We start from the raw sequence: 20,226 nt of genomic DNA, 5'->3' as shown, positions 1-20,226 counted from the left end.
AGGGATGATTTTCCGCGCCGCGGTGAACAACGGATGACGAGTAACGGCAATGAATAAACGCTTTTATCGAATCGTATTTAATAAGGCTCGCGGGATGCTGATAGTGGTGGCGGAAACGACCCGCTCTCATCGGGCGGGCGTGTCGCCGCAATCTGGCGCCGACGCGCGAACCGGGTCGACGCTGACGTCCATCCTGGCGCCGCTGGCCTTTGGGTTTCTGCTCGCGTTTTCCTGTCTCACCCCGGCTAAGGCAGCGATTGTCGCCGATAACCATGCGCCCGGCGGCCAGCAACCGCAGATCGCCAATAGCGCCAATGGCACTCCGCAGGTCAATATTCAGACACCGAGTGGCGCAGGCGTTTCGCGCAACGTCTACAGCCAGTTTGACGTCGATGGGCGCGGCGTGGTGCTGAATAACAGCCACGCCAGCACTTCAACCCAACTGGCCGGGATGGTCGCCGGTAACCCGAATCTGGCGAAAGGGGAAGCCAGAGTGATCCTCAACGAGGTGAATACCCGTGATCCGAGCCGGCTGAATGGCTATATCGAGGTTGCCGGGCAGAAAGCGCAGGTGGTGATAGCTAACCCTGGCGGAATTAGCTGCGACGGCTGCGGGTTTATCAATGCCAACCGCGCGACGCTGACGACAGGTCAGGTGCAGTACAGCAACGGGCAGATTAGCGGTTACGATGTCAATCGCGGCGAAATTATCGTACAGGGAGGCGGGCTTGATGCGAGCTCGGTAGACAGCACCGACCTGCTCGCCCGCGCGGTGAAAATCAACGCCGGGGTTTGGGCGCAGGAGCTAAAGGTTACTGCAGGGCGTAATCAGATCGATGCGGCGCACAGTCTGACGACGGCAAAATCATCCGACGGCAGTGCGGCGCCAGCGGTGGCGATAGACGTCAGCGCGCTAGGTGGGATGTACGCCCATAAAATTCGTCTTGTCGGTACCGAGCGAGGCGTAGGCGTTCACAATGCCGGCAATATCGGCGCGGCGGCGGGGGACGTAGCAATCAGCGCTGATGGCGCGCTCAGCAACAGCAGCGTGATTCAGTCCGCACAGAATCTGCAACTATCCGTTAAGGGCGATCTTCACAATCAGGGCCAGTTGTACGCCGGAAAAGATAGCCTGGTGACGGCCAGCGCGACGCTAACCAATGACGGCATTATCGCCGCGCAAGGTGATACGCGGATTGCCGCCAGCACTTTGCGTAGCGCGCAAAATAGCACGCTCGCCGCCGGATTAAATAGCGATGGTTCTTCCGCCAGCAGCGGCGCGCTGACGCTGAATAGCCAGACTTCGCTGGCGTTGAATGGCCGCAATATGGCGGCAGGGACGCTGACGGCGCAGGGCAGGGCAGTGGATCTTGATAACAGTCGAACCTCGGGGGCGCGGATTGTGGTCAGCGCCGCGTCCGGCGATATCACAACCCGAGATGCGGTGGTGGCGGCCAGCGAAAAACTCCAGTTGGCCGCCAGCGGCAAACTCAAAAACCACAGTGGCCTGTTGACGGCCAGCCAGCTTGAGCTGAAAGCAATGGCGCTGGATAACCAGCAGGGCGTAATCCAGCAGACGGGCGAGGACGATCTACGCCTTGATTTTTGCGCGGGATTGGATAACCACGGCGGTGAGATCGCCAGCAACAGCCATGCATTGACGCTCAGCACCAGCCAGTTGCTCAATCAAAACGGAACGCTGTTGCATACCGGCAGCGGCGGCATGTCGATTACCAGCGATGGCGTGCTGGACAACGGCGAAGGCACTATTGCCGCTAACGGCAATATCGTTTTGTACTCCGATAACATTAATAATCGCAGCGGTAAGATCAGCACGACGCAAGGCAATGCTCAGCTCACTACGCGTCATGAGCTGGAAAATTCACAAGGGAATATCGTTGCTGGCGGTAGCCTTTCTCTACAAGTAGCAAGCCTTCGGAACCAGCATGGGCAATTGATTGCGGCGCAGGGCGACCTGGCCATGAGCTCTGAAGGAGGGCTGGATAACCGCGAAGGCGTTCTTGCCGCAAATGGCAATATCAAGCTTGACGCCGACAATCTGATCAACCATGGCGGAAAAATCAGCGCGGCGCAGGGCGACGTTCAGCTCACTGCGCGCCATGGGATGGATAACTCGCAGGGGAATATCATCGCCAGCGGCGACATCCGGCTACGGGCTCAAAATCTTAACAATCGTCACGGGCAGGTTGGCTCGGCGCAGCGGGGCAGCGTCAACCTGACGACGAGCGGTTTGCTGGATAATCAGCAGGGCACAATTACCGCCGTTGATGCCCTGCGTATTCAGAGCGCCGCTGTTGATAACCGTCAGGGAGAACTGCAGTCCGGCGGTAACCTGAACATCACCATCCACAATCGGGGGCTGGATAACCGGCAGGGGCAGATCGTCTCCGCCGCCGCTCTGGATATAGCAGGCGTCAACCTGGTGCTGGCTAATACGGGCGGGACGCTACTTGCCGCGAGCAAACTTATTCTCGATGCCGATTCCCTCAGCGGCGATGGCGAGGTGCTCTCTCAGGGCGATATGTCACTAACGTTGCGTCAGGCGTTTCATCACGCCGGGAGGATCATCGCCAACGGCAACCTGCAGTGGAATCTCTCCGGTTTGGGACTGATTAATCAGGGTGTTATCAGCGTTGGCCAGGTGCTCAATCTCTATGTGGCGAAGCTGGATAACCGTCAGGAAGGTGAAATCAGCGCTGGCGAGAACCATTTTACGGTCAACGGCGAGTTGGTCAATCGGGGACTGATTGACGGTGGTTTAACCCATATTGTCGCCACGACGTTAACCAATATCGGGAGCGGGCGCCTGTACGGCGACGCCGTCGCGCTGCAGGTGGCAACGCTGACTAACGCCGCGGAGAACGGCGTGGCGGCGACGATTGCTGCACGAGCATTGCTGGCAATGGGCGTCGGCACGCTCAATAACCAGGATCACGCGCTGATCTACAGCGACGGTACGCTTACCATTGGCGGCCAACTTGCCGAAGACGGTTCGCTCAGCGGCCGGGCGGGAGTCTTTAATAACCACAGCGCAACGCTTGAGTCCGCCGGTGATATGGCGATCGATATCCAACAAATCAATAACTACAACGACCATCTGGTGACGAAAGATGTGATGGTCGAGCAGTCATGGCGCCATGAAGCGGCGCTGAAAGGATCGGTACAGCGCTTCGACTGGTCGCTGGTCGATACCAGCTATAAAAACAAATACGGCGTTCACGACGCCATCATGCCGGACAGTAGCCGTGGCGATGAGTTCTATGAATATCAGTACCAGCGTACCGTTGTGGAAACGCAGGTGGTGGAAAGCGATCCCGGCAAAATCCTCTCCGGCGGCCGGCTCATCATCAACAGCGATAAGCTGAATAACTACGACAGCCAGATTATCGCCGGGGGAGCGCTCGGTGGCGTGATTAGCGAACTAAACAACGTCGCCACGACCGGTAAACGGGTGACCACCGACGTCGGTACCCAGACTCGTTGGTATGAGAAAAAGACCAGCCGCCCGTTTGGCGGCACCAAAACCAGCCAGGGGAAAAAAAGTAGCGAATATGAACCGACGCCCACGGTTCAGACTATCGATCTGCAAACCATAAAGTGGCAGGGCAATACCCAAATTGATGGCCATAGCAGTGTGATTACCCCGCGCGATCGCGCCGATGAGCCAGGTGAACTACCTGCCGGACGACTGGTGGAAGTGACGCCGGTTAACGCTGACGGAACGGTTATTCGCCTCGTCACGCCGGATACCCGTCTTCCTGTCAGCAGTCTGTATCAGATCGATCCACAGGCTAAAGCAGGCTATCTGGTGGAAACCGATCCGCGTTTTACCAACGGTAAAGCGTGGCTCGCCAGCGACTACATGCAAAATCAGCTGGGCGTTGATCAGGCGATGAAGCGGCTTGGCGACGGCTATTACGAACAGCGGCTGGTGCGTGAGCAGATCGTTAAACTGAGCGGCGAGCGCTACCTCCAGGGCTACAGTAACGATGAAGAGCAGTACCGGGCGCTGATGGACGCGGGCGTCGCCTTCGCCAAACAGTACAACCTGACGGTCGGGGTGGCGCTGACGCCAGCGCAGATGGCGCTGCTGACCAGCGATATGGTCTGGCTGGTCGCCAGAGAGGTCACGCTAGCGGATGGCTCTGTGCGGCATGTGCTGGTGCCGCAGGCTTATGCGCGGGTTAAAGCGGGCGATCTTGATGGCAGCGGCGCGTTGCTCGGCGGTGAAAACGTGGCGCTCAGTGTGAGCCGTGATGTGACCAACAGCGGGCACATCCACAGCCGCGGCGTGACGCAACTAACCGCGGAAAACATTCATAACAGCGGCTATATCGGCGGCAACCAGCTCACGCTAAACGCGCGTACTGATATCAACAATATTGGCGGAACGCTGCAGGGCGGCGATAGCCTGATCGCGCAAGCCGGGCGTGATCTCAACAGCGCCAGCACCCTCGGCGGCGGCCCAGGTAACATCAGCCTCGATCGGCCTGCGGGGATTTATGTCCAGAATGAAAACGGCCAGCTGGGGCTGCAGGCGTTACATAACATTAATCTGACGGCAAGCATGGTGAGTAACAGCGCGGCGGGCAGCCAGACGAAGATTATCGCCGGCAACGATCTCAACCTGCGGACGCTCGCCACTACCCACAGCGAAAGCGGAAATTGGGGGAAAGGCAACGATCGTTCTTTGACCCAGCGTAGCGATATCGGCACGCAAATTAATGGCGGCGCGGTTGCGCTGTCCGCCGTCCACGATATTCATGCCTGCGCCGCCAGCGTGACGGCAACCAGCAGCCTGACGGTTGCCGCCGGCAATGACATTAACCTCAGCAGCGGCGAGTCCTCATGGCATCTGACGGAAAACAACCATCAAAGCAGCAGCGGCCTGCTGGCTCACCGCTCGCTCACCACTCACGATGAAGTGTGGGCGCAGAACGCCATCGGCAGCAATTTTAGCGGTGACAGTATTGTGATGCAGGCCGGGCGCGACCTGCTGGTGTCCGGCAGCAGTGTTGCCGGCACCCAGGACGTCAACCTTGTGGCGGGGCGTAACCTGACCATCGCCACCGCCGAGGAGAGTCGCCAGGAAAACCATCTACGTAAAGAGAAACATAGCGGCTTTTCCGGCACTGGCGGTGTTGGCTTCAGCGTCGGCAGTTCGTCGCTGAAAGCCACCGACGTGACGACAACGCTGAGTAGCGCCGCCAGTACCGTCGGAAGCTCACAGGGCAACCTTAGCCTGAGCGCCGGTAATGTGTTGACGATTCAGGGATCTGACATGGTGGCCGGCAACAATATGGCGTTGACCGGTAAAACCGTGAATATTCTGGCAGCGGAAAACCAGAGCACCCAGACCCATACCGTGGAACAGAAAACCAGCGGCCTGACGCTGGCGTTATCCGGGATGGTGGGCAGCGCCATTAATACCGCGGTTTCCAGCGCTAACCAGGCCAGCACCGAGAGCAATGGCCGTCTCGCCGCGCTGAGCGGGCTGCAGTCGGCATTATCGGGCGTACAGGCGTATCAGGCATCGCAGATGCAGACTGCGGATTCCAGTCCGGAGAGCATGATAGGGGTCAACCTTTCCTGGGGTAGCCAGTCATCGAAATCCACTCAGCGACAAACGCAGAACACCAGCCGCGGCAGTAGCCTGATGGCCGGCACCAATCTCAGCATTATCGCCACTGAGGCGGATATCAACGTTGAGGGCAGCCAGCTGCAAGCCGGCGGCAGCGCGTTACTCAATGCCGCGCGCGATGTGAATTTATTCTCTGCGGAGAACGTCAGCACCCTGAGCGGTAAAAACGAGAGCCATGGGAGTTCGTTTGGCGTCGGTATTAACTTCGGTCAGGGCGCGAACGGGTTGACGGTCAGCGCCAGCGCCAATGCCGCGAAGGGCCACGAGAAGGGCAACAGCCTGATGCATAACGAAACGCCCCTCAGCGCCGGGGAACGGGTGACTATCGTCAGCGGTCGCGATATGACGCTGACCGGGGCGCAGGTGAGCGGCCATCAGGTGACAATGGACGTCGGGCGTAACCTGACGCTGAGTAGCGAACAGGACAGCGATAACTACGATTCGAAGCAGCGTAGCGGCAGCGTGGGGGCGAGCGGCAGCATGGGCGGCGGTTCGGGCTCTCTCAACCTGAGCCAGAGCAAAATGCACAGCACCTGGGCATCGGTGGAGGCGCAAACGGGGATTTTTGCCGGCGAGGGCGGTTTTGATGTGAAGGTGGGCGGGCATACGCAACTGAATGGCAGCGTGCTGGCGAGCACGGCGGCGGAGCTGAACCGCTTGGATACCGGGACGCTGGGTTTCCGGGATATTAAAAACTCTGCCGAGTACAGCGTGGAGCAGCAGAGCGTGGGGGCGAGCACGAGCGGTAGCGTGGCGGGGCAGTTCCTGGGGAATGCGGCCAGCGGTCTGCTGATGGGTGCGAACGGCAGCGGCAGCGACAGTTCGCTGACGCGGGCGGCGGTAAGCGAGGGCAGTATCGTTATCCGCGACGGCACGAGTCAGCAGCAAGACGTGACGAGGTTAAGCCGGGATGCGGCGCATGCGAACCAAACGTTGAGTCCGATATTTGATAAGGAGAAAGAGCAGAACCGGCTGGCGGTGGCGCAGAAGATAGGTGAAACAGGTCGCCAGGTGAGTGATGTGCTCGTGACGCAGGGCAAGCTGAACGCGCAGGCGGCGCAGAGCGACCCGGCTGCGCGGGCAGCGGCACGGGAGATGCTGGTAGCGGGAGGGAATGCCCATCCGAGCGAGGAACAAATCAGCGCGCAGGTGAGCCGGACGGCGACGGCGGACTACGATACGGGCGGAAAGTACCAGAAGGTGGCGCAGGCGATAACGGCGGCGATGGAGGGTCTGGCGGGCGGCAACCTGGCGCAGGCGGCGAGCGGCGCAGTGAGTCCGTATGTGGCGGAAATCATTCACAGCCAGACGACGGACAGCGCGACAGGCAAGGTGAATGTGGAAGCCAATGCGATGGCGCACGCGGTGTGGGGAGCGATAGCGGCGGCATCGGGAAATAACAGCGCGCTGGCGGGGGCGGCAGGCGCGGTGAGCGGCGAACTGCTGGGGCGCTGGATAGCGGCAGAATATTATCCGGATGTTAAGACAGAAGAGCTGTCGGATGAGCAGAAGTCGACGATAAGCGCGCTGAGTACGCTGGCGGCGGGACTGATGGGGGGGCTTAGCGGAGGCAGCAGCGGGGATGCGGTCGCGGGGGCGCAGGCCGGGAAGAACGCGGTTGAGAATAACTCGCTGAGCGGTGATAAGGCCCGAGAAGCGGCGAAACAGGCTGCTGAATCCCTGAAAAATCAGGTCAGGGAAAAGCTGGGTGAAGGCACCACTTCTGCCATCGCGAACGCCATTATCAATGGCCTTGCTGATACCGGCGATGCGGCATTAGGTTCTGTTGACTATGCTGCTGATGCGGCCATGGTGCTGGCTTCCTGTGCTGTGGGTGACAGTTACTGCAGTAAAGCGATGAGCGACCTGGCCGGGAAGAATCAGGCGCTGGCGGATACTGTTACCACGCTGATGCAGGGTGAAACCTGGTCTGCGGTTGCGGATACGGTTAAACAGGCGGCTGGCGGGAATCAAGCTGCACTGGAAGCAACGGGCGGGCTGCTGGCAGGCATTATGTTGCCAGGGAGGAAAGTACCAAGTCCAGCGACTCGAATTGAAACAATATTAAAATCTGAAAAAAACTGGGAAAATGCTCGAAATAAGGCGCTAAATATTGTGGGTAATTTGGGTGCTGACTCTAAGCCTGTAATTGGGCGACTAGAAGTGAGTGCTGGGAATGGAAAAATAATTGGACGGCAATCTAATGATGGTAAGGTTGGTTGGCGTGTTGATTATGATCCTGAAAAGGGAACGCACATCAACGTATGGGATTACTCTCAAGGGAAAGGGCCGGGCAAAGCAGTCAAGCAGGTTATACCATTTGAAGGTAATGAAAAAGCGTTTGAAACCATATTGAAACAGTTGAATAGGTAGAAAAATGAATTTATTTGATGAGTGTAAAGAGGCCCTTGGTGCTGATTTCGAAGTGCTTGAAGGACAGAGAGAGAAGGATGCGCTTAATATTTTGTATAAGTTCCCATTTATTAATGGGAACTTATTGTGGGATGATTTTAACTATTCAGATTATGAAGATATAAATCATCTCATATCCGATTGTTATAATAAAAAACATGATGTGTTTGTTTTTGTGGATAACATTAACATTCCTGTTTTTAGAACTAACCTAGTATTGGTTGCTGAAAATATTTATGACGTTACAGCTTTATCTCCTAAGCTGTTCATTTTTAACAATGAATTGATATTACAACCTCTATTTCCAACAGACATAATTCGTCTGGGTATAAAAAATTAGAGATATATAAAATTCCGGCGTTAAAGCCGAGATTTTTTACCCGTCAGCCCTTGACTGGTTCTGTCACCAGTCGTCCCTGGTCCACGCTGACCGTGACCGGCGTGTCGGTACTGAATCCCGCCTCAGCCAGTTTCCCTTCAGGCGTAGGTTCAGGCGCAATTACAAATGGTATTGGTGCTGGGTTTGGTTATGGTATAGGCAAAGGCATTTCTTGGGGTACAAATGCATGGGCAAACTAGGTGGAAAGCAGGTTGGGATCCGAAGTTTAATCCTATTATGCTAAAGTATACTGAGATTAAAGGTGACTTTGGTATCTCAAAAGAAGTTACACCGAGTAACATTCCAGGCAGTTTTGGCGACATAGGAGCATCTTTCTCTTCAGAATATGGCGGGAAAAACTCGAACCAATCATTGAGAAGAAATTGAAATGAAATCCTTCAATGAGAAAATATTAAACCTGCTGATTCTATTTATCGCCTGTATTCTTGGGGGTATTGTTAGTTTCCTGTGTATAACTTTGTCTATAGACGTTTTAGTTTGAATGCTAACAGGAACTTTTGATTTGAAAAAAGCCGATATACTCAAAACCATTAAAATTGGTTGTGTGATTGGAATCTTCACTGGTGCGGTTTTTATTATTGCCAGACTATTCAAACTAAAAGGATTTTAGAGCAAAGATAGGATAAAAATTCATCCACAGAGTTGGGATTAGTGTGGAGAATAACCTGATGGGTAGGAACGAATGGAGCCAGGGTGAGAAAGCCAGAGAGCATGGTGCAGTTAACCCCTCTGGTGAAGCCTGGCAGCGAGGAATTGCTGAGAATAAAGCTTATGCAGGTACGTTGGCTTCAGCGGGGGCTAATCTACCTGCCGGGTGGAATGCAGGTTACTGGCGCGATGGGCGGAACAGAAAATGCTGGTATTCAGTATCTTATTAATGGAGAAGTTAATCCAACGGATGTGCTCATTGCGACGTATGTTGGAGCTTTTACCAGAAATACAGGATTAAAGGGAAGAAGGGTGGAAAGAACAGAAGGTGGCGCAGGCGGTGCAGCGCTGACACAGTTTACACAGCAGGAACGCTAACGCGAATCTGTGTTGCCTCTCCCCGTTATCCGGGGAGAGGCTGGCGAGGCCATTACGCCACGACCTCCATCTCCATCATCACCGGATGGAAGCGGCGCTTAAAGTAGATCAGCCCGTGGCCCTGCTGGCTCAGGGTTATATTCCTGATTTCTACCAGATAGACCAGGTGGCTGCCGATGGTCTGTACCTGGCTAATCTCGCCTTCGAGACTCGCCAGCGAGCCTTTCAGCACCGGCTGGCCCAGCGCGCCTTTTTGCCAGCAGCTGAGGCCGAAACGGTCGTCCATCGTCATCCCGGTCATACCGGCGAAGTGGCGCGCCATCTCCTCTTGCTCGTGGTTCAGCACGTTGATGCATAGCTTGCCGTTGCCCTGAAACACCGGATTCATCGCGCTGTTAGCGTTGATGCAAACCATCACCGACGGCGGCGTATCGGTCACCGAACAGACCGCGGTGGCGGTGATACCGCAGCGGCCCGCCTCGCCTTCGGTGGTGATGACGTTAACGGCGGCCGACAGGCTGGCCATGGCATCGCGAAAACGCAGACGTTGTTCATCTAATTGCATTGTGACCTCCCGCTGCCGCTTACTTCAGCAGCTTATCCAGCATGTTGATATCGGTATTGTTGTGCAGATGCGGCACCGTCCAGCCGTTCTGGTCGTACTCGGACAGGCAGCGATCCACCATCGCCATCATTTTGTCCATGTTGCCGGAGCTCTGCGCCTGACGCAGGCACTGCAGGCGAATTTCATCCTGGCTACCTGAGTAGTTGATTTCGTACAGTTCGTGACGACCACCAAACTCGCTGCCGATGGCGTCCCACATCAGTTTGAGGATCTTGATACGCTCGACGTGATCCATGCCGTTCGATCCGCGCACGTATTTCGCCAGATATTCGTTGATCTGCGGATTGTTGAGATCGCGGGCGCTGGACGGCAGATAGATCAGGCCGCTGGTGACGTTGCGTTCAATAATGTTTTTGATTTTGGCGTAGGCCATCGGCGCCATCACGCGATAGGTTTGCAGCGCGGCGTGATCCGGCAGATACGCGCCGTTAACCCACGGCGTGGCTTCGGCGCACATCGAGTCGCTCAGCGCCCAGAACATATTGCGCCAGGCTACCACTTCGCCGAGATCCGCCTGTACGCCGCGGAACTCCAGGGTGCCGGTGCACTCCAGCGAGCGCTTGAGCAGGGCGGTGATAAAGTCGAGCTTCACGGCCAGACGCACGCAGGCCTGCAGCGGATACATGCGGGCGAAACCGCCTTCCATCGTCCAGCGGCGGCAGCGATCGAAGTCGCGGTAGATCAGCACGTTTTCCCATGGGATCAGCACATTATCCATCACCAGGATCGCATCATTTTCGTCGAAGCGGCTGGAGAGCGGATAGTCGTACGGCGATCCGGTTGCTCCGGCGACCAGTTCATAGGAGGCGCGGGAGATAAGCTTAACGCCTTCGGCATCCATCGGCGCGACAAACATCAGCGCGAAGTCCGGGTTTTCGCCCATCACCTGCGCCGAGCCGAAGCCAATCATATTGTAGTGGGTCAGCGCCGAGTTGGTGGCCACCACTTTCGCGCCGCTGACGATGATCCCGGCATCGGTCTCTTTCTCCAGCTTGATATAGACGTCTTTCACTTCGTCGGCTGGCTTATGGCGGTCGATCGGCGGGTTGACGATGGCGTGGTTAAAGTAGAGGCCGGTTTCCTGGATGCGGGTGTACCAGTTACGGGCGTTCTGTTCAAACTGACCATAAAACGCCGGGTTTGCGCCGAGCGCGCAGCCGAATGCGGCTTTGTAGTCCGGGGTACGGCCCATCCAGCCGTAGCTCAGGCGCGACCATTCAGCGATGGCGTCGCGCTGCTGGCGCAGATCGTCGGCGCTTTTCGCGACGCGGAAGAACTTGTGGGTATAGCCGCCGCTGCCGGTATCGGTGCCCCAGCACAGGGTATCCTGCAGCTCGGGTTTATGCAGCGCATCGTACATCTGGGCGACGGAGGCGGCGGCGTTGCGGAATGCCGGGTGGATGGTCACGTCCTTAACGCGTTCGCCGTAGATATAGATTTCGCGGCCGTCCTGCAGGCTCTTCAGGTACTCTTCGCCAGTTAACGGGCGTTTAGCGTCTGCACGGAAATTTTCAGGTTTCATAGGTGACCTCTTCAGTATTAATCGGAATGCGATGTTAAATTTATGTTTTGTTTTTGTTGTTCAATTGAAGCGGTTAACGCGGCTTTCGTGAAGAGACTTTTAGGTCAATGGTCGGTACTTTTCAGGCGGGGTTGGGTTATGTGATCGGGGGTTGGTTTTTCTATTTTCCGGCCTGGCTCTCCGGTGAACCGACGACAAGCCAGGGCGGGTTTTGAATTTGTAGCCCGGACAGATGCGCAGCATCGCCTCCGGGAAATTCAGCGACTCTACGTTCTGCTCCCGGGGGCGGCGCTTGACGCGCCTTGCCCGGGCTACCGCCTCTCAGACGGCTGCGAACTCGCCGCGCCGTCGCCGGAAAGATCTTACGACACCGGTACTTTCTGCGCCCGATAGGCACTCGGCGAGCAGCCGACTAAGCGGTTAAAAAAGCGGGCAAAATAGGCCGGATCTTTAAAGCCCAGCTGCCAGGCTATTTCGCTTACCGCGTTGTCGGAAAATAGCAGCAGCCGTTTGGCCTCGCGCAGCTGCCTGTCGAAAATCAGCCGCTTGGGCGGCCGGTTGGCGAAGCGGCGGCAGATATCGGTTAGCCTTGATTCGGTCAGATGCAGCTCGCTGGCGTAATCCGGCACCGTCCAGTGCTGGTGGTAGTGGCTATCGATCAACTGGTTAAACCGCTGGAACAGCTTGAGCTCGCCGCGTATTCCGCTGGCCGCATGATCGTCAAGTTTCGCGTTGCGCAGCAGCAGGGTGAACACCGCCTGCGCCAGCAGCGTCAGGGTATGTTCCCGCCCCGGCAGCTGCGACGTCGATTCCCGTTCAATCAGCCGCCAGTAATGCGCCAGCGCCGCCAACTCCTCGGGCTTATCGGCCAGCGACAGGCAGATGCCCGGCAGACCGAAAGCCTCCCGCGTGCCGGGATAGAGCACCTCCAGCAGCGGCCAGACCAGATCCTCGCGCACCGTCAGCACATGACCGTCGCTATCGGACTCGGTGATAAAAGCGTGCGGCACCGAGGGTGGCGTCAGGACAAACAGCGGCGCCTGCACCGAATAGCGATGATCGTCGAGCTGCAGCTCAATCTGCCCGGTATCGAGAAAGTGCATCTGAAAATACTGGTCGTGACGGTGCGCCTGCATATCGCGGCCAAAAAACTCCGCCATCCGGGCAAAGGATTGGTAATGTACCTCCTCCGTTCCCAGACTCTCATCGTACTCTTTATTAATATCGATATTGGCAACAGGACTCTGGCACATAGCGGCTCCTTACGGCGTCGCGCGCGGACGCGATCCTTTCATCGGAATCGCCCAGATAATGACTGCGCCAATGATCAGCAGGGCGGCGACGAACCACAAGCCGCTGCTGAAGCTGCCGGTAATATCCTTCAGCCAGCCGATCATAAAGGGGCTGAGCGCCGATCCGATATTGCCGGTCGCGTTGATCACCGCGATACCGATCGCTCTGGCGCGCAGGCTGATCGACTGATCCGGCGTGGTCCAGAAAATGGCCATCGCGCTAAACGATCCGGTCGAAGCCATCACGATCCCGAGCAGCTGGATCAGGTTATGATCGGTCGCCGACGCCAGCAGCCAGCCTGCGGCGGCGAACAGGAACGGCAGGGCGGTGTGGTGCTTACGCTCCTGGTGCTTATCGGAGTGCCGGCTCCAGTAGATCATTCCCAGAATGGTACAAATCTGCGGGATCGCCGCCAGCAGGCCGATGGTGATATTGCTGCTGCTTTCGTTAAAGCTTTTGAGGATCTGCGGCGTCCAGATGCTGATCGCGCTGAGCGTATTGGTCAGGCAGAAGTAGGCCAGGGTGTACATCAGCACGATCGGCGTGAATACTTCCCGCCACAGGCTGCGCTGCTGCATGGCGTGATGGCTGATCGCCCCTTCCGGCTGGACCAGCGTCAGGCGGTCGTTGTCCATCATCTCCTGCAGGCATTTTTTATCTTCTGCGGTCAGCCATTTGGCCTTCGACGGCGAATCATCCAGCCAGAACCAGACCATAATACCGAGCAGCACCGACGGGAAGCCTTCCAGCAGGAACAGCCACTGCCAGCCGTGCAGGTTCAACAGGCCGTCCATCGACAAGATATAGCCTGAAACAATCGACCCCAGCGCGGTGGTCACCGGCATCGCGATCATAAACAGCGCGTTGGCGCGGGCGCGGAAAAAGGCCGGGAACCAGTAGGTCAGATAGAGCAGAATGCCGGGCAGAAAACCGGCCTCGGTGATCCCCACCAGCATGCGCAGGATATAGAGGCTATTCGGCCCGGTCGCGAACATGGTGGCGGTGGAGGCGATGCCCCACAGCACCATGATGGTGGCGATCCAGCGGCGGGCGCCGACGATGCTGAGCATCACGTTGCTCGGAATGCCGAAAATGACGTAGGTCGCGTAAAACAGGGTGGTGGCAAGGCCGAACATGGTGGCGTTAAGGCCCAGATCCTGCCCCATGGTCAGCCCGGCAAAGCCGATATTGATGCGATCTAAAAACGAAAAGATAAACAGCACGAACAAAAACACGATCAGGCGACGAAAGAGCTTGTTGATAACCGACTGCTGCTGCGCCGTCAGCTGCTTGTGCTGATTAGCCGGATCGAACTTTTCCGGGATGGCAGATGATGTATCGCTCATTATCATTTTCCTCTAATGGGAATTTTGTAGGGTACTGCGGGTTGCCGGGTGGCGCTGCGCCACCTGGCGTTAATAGACGCCTGACGAACCCTCGGCGGTTTTTTCTGCGCCAAACCGTGCCGCCAGCGCTTCCGCCCCGCGGGCCAGCAGGGTGGTATCGACCCCGACGGCGACAAACAGCGCGCCGAGCTGCAGGTAACGCTTCGCCAGCTGTTCGTTGGCCATCAGGATCCCCGGCGCTTTGCCCGCTGTGCGAATTTGCCCGATGGCGTGCTCAATGGCGGCCTGTACTTCCGGGTGCTGCGGGTTGCCGCTGAAGCCCATGTCGGCGCTCAGATCCGCCGGGCCGATAAACACGCCGTCCACGCCCTCGACATCGAGGATCTGTGGCAGATTGTTGAGCGCTTCGCGAGTTTCGATTTGCACCAGCACGCACATCGCGTCGTTAGCCTGATGGAGATAATCCGGGACGCGGTTCCAGCGCGAGGCCCGGGCGAGGGCGCTGCCGACGCCGCGAATACCCGCGGGCGGATAGCGGGTGGCTTTCACCGCCAGCCGCGCTTCGTCGGCGTTCTGCACCATGGGTACCAGCAGGGTTTGCGCGCCGATATCCAGCAGCTGTTTAATCTGCACCGGGTCGTTCCACGAGGGGCGCACCACCGGCTGGCTGGGATAAGGGGCGATCGCCTGCAGCTGGGTCAGTATCGTCTGCACGCTGTTTGGCGCGTGCTCGCCGTCGATCAGCAGCCAGTCGAACCCGGCCCCGGCCAGCAGCTCAGCGCTGTAGCTGCTGGTCAGTCCCAGCCACAGGCCAATCTGCGGTCGACCCGCTTTTATGGCGTCTTTAAAGGCGTTATTCATCATATTCCTCCTAGACGAACCGGCAGCTAATCGCGCCCATGGTGCCGTAATCAACGTGGAAGGTGTCGCCTTTGCGCGCCGGTACCGGACGCGTAAAGGAGCCGCCGAGAATAATCTGCCCGGCTTCCAGCTGGACGTCGTAAGGCGCCAGCTTGTTCGCCAGCCAGGCCACGCCGTTGGCCGGGTGATTCAGCACCCCTGCGGCGACGCCGGTCTCTTCAATCACGCCGTTGCGATAGAGCAGGGCGGAGATCCAGCGCAGATCCAGCTCGTCGGGTTTAATCGGACGGCCGCCGAGGATCACCCCGGCGTTGGCGGCGTTATCGGAGATGGTGTCGAAGACTTTGCGCGGGCGCTGGGTTTCCGGGTCGATGTTGTGGCAGCGGGCGTCAATCAGCTCCAGCGCCGGGATCACGTAGTCGGTGGCGTTGTAGACGTCGAACAGGGTGCAGTTGGGGCCGCGCAGCGGTTTGGCCAGCACGAAAGCCAGCTCGACTTCGATACGCGGGACGATAAAGCGGTCGGTAGGAATATCGCCGCCGTCGTGGAAAAACATATCGTCCAGCAGCGCGCCGTAGTCCGGTTCGCTGATTTGCGAACTGGCCTGCATCGCTTTCGAGGTCAGGCCGATTTTATGCCCTTTCAGCACGCGGCCTTCGGCGATCTTCATATTTACCCATTCGCGCTGTACCGCGTAGGCGTCTTCGATGGTGATCGTCGGGTGATCCAGCGAAATAGCGCGGATCTGTTCACGCTGTTTTTCCGCCTGGTTCAGCCGCTGGGCGATCAGGGTATGGGTATGTTTATCGAGCATAGTTGCTTCCTGTTACGTCATTCGGTGCTGCTGCGCCGGGTGGCGACGCGGAGGCGTCTTAGCCGGCCTGGGGTTTGTGGCAGTATTTGTTTACACCCTCTCCCACCGGGAGAGGGGCGGGTCGCACCTATTTAAACAACGCGTGTACGTTGTTCTGCTTGTAGTTCAGCGTCGGGTGCAGTTCATCGAGCTCAAACGACAGCGCCAGATAGCGGCTCTCCATCAGCGCGGCAAAATGGGCTTTGATCAGCCTGAACAGCATATCGCCCACGTCCTGACGGCTCTCCAGGCTGCGTCCGGTACCAATCTTTAGCGTCATATGCACGAAGGCGTAGTCATGCTGGCCATCGGCCATCTGCCAGGTATCCAGCCAGATGGCGCGACTGCGAATGCCGCCGATAGGAAAGATGCCGGTTGCCGCCAGCGCGGCGTTCACTTTGCTGAACAGACCCGGTAAATCAGCCTGCTCACGGATGTTGTTGGTACATTCAGCGATAAAATGCGGCATTCTGCGTACTCCTTACGCCGTTTCCGGCAGCGGGAAGACGGCGTTGACCTGACCGGTGCCGGAGCTGGCAAAGAGTTCGGTAATAAACTCTACTTTGCCGTCGTATTTGTCCCAGCCCAGCAGGCCCAGCAGCATCACCGTGTCGTGCATATTGCCTTCACCGAAGCAGTAGTCGGCGTACTCCGGCAGCATGGTGCAGAACTCTTTGAATTTGCCTTCGCGCCAGAGCTTCACGACCCGTTCGTCCATCTGGTGATCGAACTCGCGGGTATAGCTGTTCATTCCCTCTTCGGCGCGCTGGTCGTCGATAAAACGGTGCGACAGCGAGCCGCTGGCAAAGACCGCCACGGTGCCGTTATATTTCTCAATCGCTTTAAGAATGGCTTCGCCCAGCTTGCGGCTATCGGCAAAATCATGGACGGTACAGAACGCCGAGATAGAGACCACTTTGAAATGCTTATCGCTGTTCATGTAGCGCATCGGCACCAGGGTGCCGTACTCCAGCTTCAGGCTTGGAATGTTGTGCGCTTTGGCACGGACCCCGAGTTTGACCGCTTCGTCGGCAATCAGGTGGCCGAGCTCCGGATTACCGTCATAGTCATAGGTCATGTCGCGAATAAAATGCGGCAGCTCGTTGCTGGTGTAGACGCCCTGGAAATGGTCGGCACAGTTGATGTGGTAGGCGCTGTTGACCAGCCAGTGGGTATCAAAGACGATGATGGTATCCACACCCAGCTCGCGACACCGCTTGCCGATTTCTTTATGCCCATCGATGGCTCCCTGGCGGCAGCCGTGGTTTTTACCCGGCAGTTCAGAGAGATACATCGACGGTACGTGAGTAATTTTTGCTGCTAACGCTAACTTTCCCATATCAGACTCCCCATTTTGGGATCGGATGGTCGCCCATCGAGATGCAGACGTTTTTCATTTCAGCGAACACTTCAAAGCTGTATTCGCCGCCTTCGCGGCCGGTACCGGAGGCCTTCACGCCGCCGAACGGCTGACGCAGGTCGCGGACGTTCTGGGTGTTGACGAACACCATTCCGGCTTCGATGCCGCGCGCCAGGCGCAGCACTTTGCTGACGTCCTGGGTCCAGATATAAGAGGCGAGGCCGTACTCCACATCGTTGGCCAGGCGCAGACCTTCCGCCTCGTCTTTAAACGGCAGCAGACAGGCTACCGGGCCAAAAATCTCTTCCTGCGCCACGCGCATGCGGTTATCGACGTCCGCCAGCACCGTTGGCCGCAGGAAGTTGCCGTTTCTCAGATGGGCAGGCAGATCGGCGGGCTTATCCGCGCCGCCGGCCAGCAGGGTCGCTCCTTCTTCAATGCCGAGGCGGATATAGCCGGAGACTTTCTCCCAGTGCTGCTGGCTAATCAGCGCGCCCACCTGAGTGTTCGGGTCGGTAGGGTCGCCGACGCGCAGGCGATTCGCGCGTTCGGCAAAGCGTTTAACGAACTCGGGGTAGATGCTCTGCTGAATGAAGATGCGCGAGCCGGCGGTGCAGCGTTCGCCGTTGATCGAGAAAATGGTGAACAGCGCGGCGTCGAGAGCGCGCTCAATATCGGCGTCTTCGAAAATCAACACCGGCGATTTGCCGCCCAGCTCCATGGAGTACTTTTTCAGCCCGGCATTTTTCATGATGTTGCGCCCGGTGGCGGTACCGCCGGTAAACGATACCGCGCGTACGTCATGGTGGCGTACCAGCGCATCGCCCGCCGTCGCGCCATAGCCCTGAACCACGTTCAGCACCCCCGCTGGAATGCCCGCTTCCAGCGCCAGTTCGCCAAGACGGTCAGCGGTTAGCGGCGACAGTTCGGACATTTTCAGCACCGCGGTATTCCCCAAGGCCAGGCACGGCGCCACCTTCCAGGTCGCGGTCATAAACGGCACGTTCCACGGCGACACCAGCGCGCAGACGCCGACCGGCTGCACGAGGGTGTAGTTGAGCATCTTGTCATCAACCGGATAGGTCTTACCGTTCATTTGCTGGCACACCTCGGCAAAGAACTCGAAGTTGTGCGAAGCGCGCGGGATCAGCACGTTTTTGGTCTGGTGGATCGGCAGGCCGGTGTCGGCGGTCTCCATGGCGGCGATCTCCGGGACGTTCTGGTCGATCAGATCGCCCAGCCGGCGCATCAGACGCGCGCGCTCTTTCATCGGCAGATTGGCCCATTTCGGAAACGCCTCTTTTGCCGCCGCCACCGCCTGATTCACCTCGTCAGCCCCGCCGGAGGCGACCTCCGCCAGCACTTCGCCGGTGGCCGGGTTAGTGGTATGGAAATACTCCGCGGCGGCGACGTTTTTGCCGTTGATCCAGTGGTTAATTTTTTTCATGACAGCTTCTCCTCATATGCCTGCTGGCTAATGATGTGGTTGACCAGACGGCCGACGCCTTCCACTTCGACGATCACTTCATCGCCCGGCACCACGTCCGACAGCCCCTTCGGCGTGCCGGTGGCGATCATGTCGCCCGGCTGCAGGGTCATAAATTCGCTGAGGTAAGCGATCAGGAACGGAATGCTGAAGATCAGATCGGCGGTAGTGCCCTGCTGGCGCAGCTCGCCGTTGACCCAGGTGCACAGCGCCAGGTTGTGCGGATCGGGGATCGCCTCTTTGCTGACGATCCACGGGCCTATCGGCGTCAGGGTGTCGCGGCTTTTGACCCGCAGGTTGGGGCGATAGTAGTTTTCCAGGTAGTCGCGGATGGCGTAGTCGTTGCAGACGGTGTACCCGGCTACGTACTCCATGGCGTCGGCTTCGGCGACCTTACGCGCGGTTTTGCCGATCACCACCACCAGTTCAGCCTCGTAGTGCATGTACTCGACGTTATCCGGGCGCACCGACTCTTGCCTATGGCCGATAAAGGTGTTGGGCGCTTTGATAAACACCAGCGGTTCGGTTGGCGGCGTAAACGCCAGCTCGCTGGCGTGATCGGCGTAGTTCAGGCCCAGCGCGAACAGGGTGCCGTCGGCGGGCGGCAGCCAACGAAACTCGCCTTCCTTAAGCAGACTGCCGTTGGCGAGCTGGACCTGACCACGTTCATTCACCTGGACATCGTGCCGCTGTCCCTGCCACTCAATACGTGCTTGCCTCATGCCAGCTCTCCTTCATCAATCACCGGGTTTTCCAGCGCCGGGAAGCCCTCGGCGAGAATACGTACGCGATCGCCGGGGCGCAGCGTAACGCGGGAGTGGGGCGTACCGATCAGAATCGCATCGCCGGGATTGAGGGTGGCGAATTCGCTCAGGGCGCTCAGCAGCTCGGCGGCGGAGCGCTGGAGATCGGCGGTAGTCCAGCTGTCCGCCTCGCGACCGTTGATTTCGGTGATGATGGTCAGGTTATCGACATCGCTGAGCGGCGCGAGTGCGCCAAGCGGACAGAAGCCGTCGCGGCATTTGGCTTTGATGGCCGGACGATAGAAGCTCTCTTCCGGCAGGCTGACGTCGTTCGCCAGCGCGTACCCGGCGATATAAGCCGCGGCGTCTTCTGCAGCGACTTTGCGCGCGGTTTTACCGACGATCAGCGCCACGGTGGCGCCACTCTGCACGGTTTCGCCTTGCGGGTAGGGAATGCTCTCGCCATCGCCGATAACGGTGTTGCGCGGTTTGATAAACCAGACCGCGGTCTTCGGCGGCGTTTTATAGGGGGCCTGTTGAAACGCTTCGCGCCAGGCGTCGAGCTGGCTGCGGTGGTTAAGCGCCACGGCGAAGATGGTACCTTTCATTTACCACTCCTCTGCTACGGATTTGGGAA

General features: G+C 58.0%; 14 protein-coding genes. 3 read left to right on the top strand and 11 right to left on the bottom strand.

What is annotated here, in order from left to right; all coding sequences use genetic code 11:
• The first annotated feature begins 49 nt into the window (after window positions 1–49).
• The 3 genes from ABLV75_RS17340 to ABLV75_RS17330 all read left to right on the top strand — a co-directional run bounded on the left by ABLV75_RS17340 (window position 50) and on the right by ABLV75_RS17330 (window position 9,500).
• Window positions 50–8,035 (top strand): hemagglutinin repeat-containing protein, encoded by a 7,986-nt coding sequence (locus ABLV75_RS17340; protein WP_348855049.1) that lies wholly within the window; start codon window positions 50–52, stop codon window positions 8,033–8,035.
• A gap of 4 nt (window positions 8,036–8,039) precedes the next feature.
• Window positions 8,040–8,414, top strand: coding sequence for a hypothetical protein (locus tag ABLV75_RS17335; protein ID WP_004108566.1), 375 nt, complete (start codon window positions 8,040–8,042; stop codon window positions 8,412–8,414).
• Window positions 8,415–9,185: 771 nt separating this feature from the next.
• The gene (locus ABLV75_RS17330; RefSeq protein ID WP_032728857.1) at window positions 9,186–9,500 is read left to right on the top strand and encodes a hypothetical protein; all 315 of its coding nucleotides are present in this window, start codon (window positions 9,186–9,188) and stop codon (window positions 9,498–9,500) included.
• 52 nt (window positions 9,501–9,552) lie between these two features.
• Here the strand turns inward: ABLV75_RS17330 and ABLV75_RS17325 are convergent, their stop codons facing one another.
• From ABLV75_RS17325 to ABLV75_RS17275, 11 genes are all read right to left on the bottom strand, one after another.
• Window positions 9,553–10,065, bottom strand: a complete 513-nt coding sequence (locus ABLV75_RS17325) for a 4-hydroxyphenylacetate 3-monooxygenase reductase subunit (RefSeq protein ID WP_004108563.1) — start codon at window positions 10,063–10,065, stop codon at window positions 9,553–9,555.
• Window positions 10,066–10,084: 19 nt separating this feature from the next.
• Window positions 10,085–11,647, bottom strand: coding sequence for a 4-hydroxyphenylacetate 3-monooxygenase, oxygenase component (hpaB, locus tag ABLV75_RS17320; RefSeq protein WP_004108559.1), 1,563 nt, complete (start codon window positions 11,645–11,647; stop codon window positions 10,085–10,087).
• A 362-nt stretch (window positions 11,648–12,009) separates the two neighbouring features.
• Window positions 12,010–12,900, bottom strand: coding sequence for a 4-hydroxyphenylacetate catabolism regulatory protein HpaA (hpaA, locus tag ABLV75_RS17315; RefSeq protein ID WP_004108556.1), 891 nt, complete (start codon window positions 12,898–12,900; stop codon window positions 12,010–12,012).
• Window positions 12,901–12,909: 9 nt separating this feature from the next.
• Complete coding sequence (hpaX, locus tag ABLV75_RS17310) at window positions 12,910–14,286, bottom strand: 4-hydroxyphenylacetate permease (RefSeq protein WP_004108554.1); 1,377 nt, start codon at window positions 14,284–14,286, stop codon at window positions 12,910–12,912.
• A gap of 69 nt (window positions 14,287–14,355) precedes the next feature.
• On the bottom strand, window positions 14,356–15,147 hold the full coding sequence (hpaI, locus tag ABLV75_RS17305; RefSeq protein ID WP_004108553.1) for a 4-hydroxy-2-oxoheptanedioate aldolase: 792 nt from the start codon (window positions 15,145–15,147) through the stop codon (window positions 14,356–14,358).
• A gap of 10 nt (window positions 15,148–15,157) precedes the next feature.
• Entirely contained in the window at window positions 15,158–15,961 is an 804-nt protein-coding gene (gene hpaH, locus ABLV75_RS17300) for a 2-oxo-hept-4-ene-1,7-dioate hydratase (RefSeq protein ID WP_004108551.1), read from the bottom strand.
• Window positions 15,962–16,088: 127 nt separating this feature from the next.
• Window positions 16,089–16,469, bottom strand: a complete 381-nt coding sequence (locus ABLV75_RS17295; RefSeq protein WP_004108550.1) for a 5-carboxymethyl-2-hydroxymuconate Delta-isomerase — start codon at window positions 16,467–16,469, stop codon at window positions 16,089–16,091.
• 12 nt (window positions 16,470–16,481) lie between these two features.
• Window positions 16,482–17,339 carry a 3,4-dihydroxyphenylacetate 2,3-dioxygenase gene (gene hpaD, locus ABLV75_RS17290; protein ID WP_004108548.1) on the bottom strand — a complete coding sequence of 286 codons (858 nt, stop codon included), beginning with the start codon at window positions 17,337–17,339 and terminating at the stop codon, window positions 16,482–16,484.
• Between the two features lies 1 nt (window position 17,340).
• A complete protein-coding gene (gene hpaE, locus ABLV75_RS17285) occupies window positions 17,341–18,807 on the bottom strand; it encodes a 5-carboxymethyl-2-hydroxymuconate semialdehyde dehydrogenase (protein WP_004108546.1) in 1,467 nt (488 codons plus the stop codon).
• Window positions 18,804–19,568 carry a fumarylacetoacetate hydrolase family protein gene (locus ABLV75_RS17280; RefSeq protein WP_004108544.1) on the bottom strand — a complete coding sequence of 255 codons (765 nt, stop codon included), beginning with the start codon at window positions 19,566–19,568 and terminating at the stop codon, window positions 18,804–18,806. The genes hpaE and ABLV75_RS17280 overlap by 4 nt, the downstream gene beginning before the upstream one ends.
• A complete protein-coding gene (locus tag ABLV75_RS17275) occupies window positions 19,565–20,197 on the bottom strand; it encodes a fumarylacetoacetate hydrolase family protein (RefSeq protein ID WP_004108542.1) in 633 nt (210 codons plus the stop codon). Before ABLV75_RS17275 ends, ABLV75_RS17280 begins: the two co-directional genes overlap by 4 nt.
• Window positions 20,198–20,226 lie beyond the last annotated feature (29 nt).

The organism is Klebsiella sp. CN_Kp066, assembly GCF_040065135.1.
GTDB classification, from domain to species: Bacteria; Pseudomonadota; Gammaproteobacteria; order Enterobacterales; family Enterobacteriaceae; genus Klebsiella; species Klebsiella oxytoca.
Note: the sequence above shows the minus strand (reverse complement) of the source record. Positions and strands in the feature narration are given on the sequence as shown.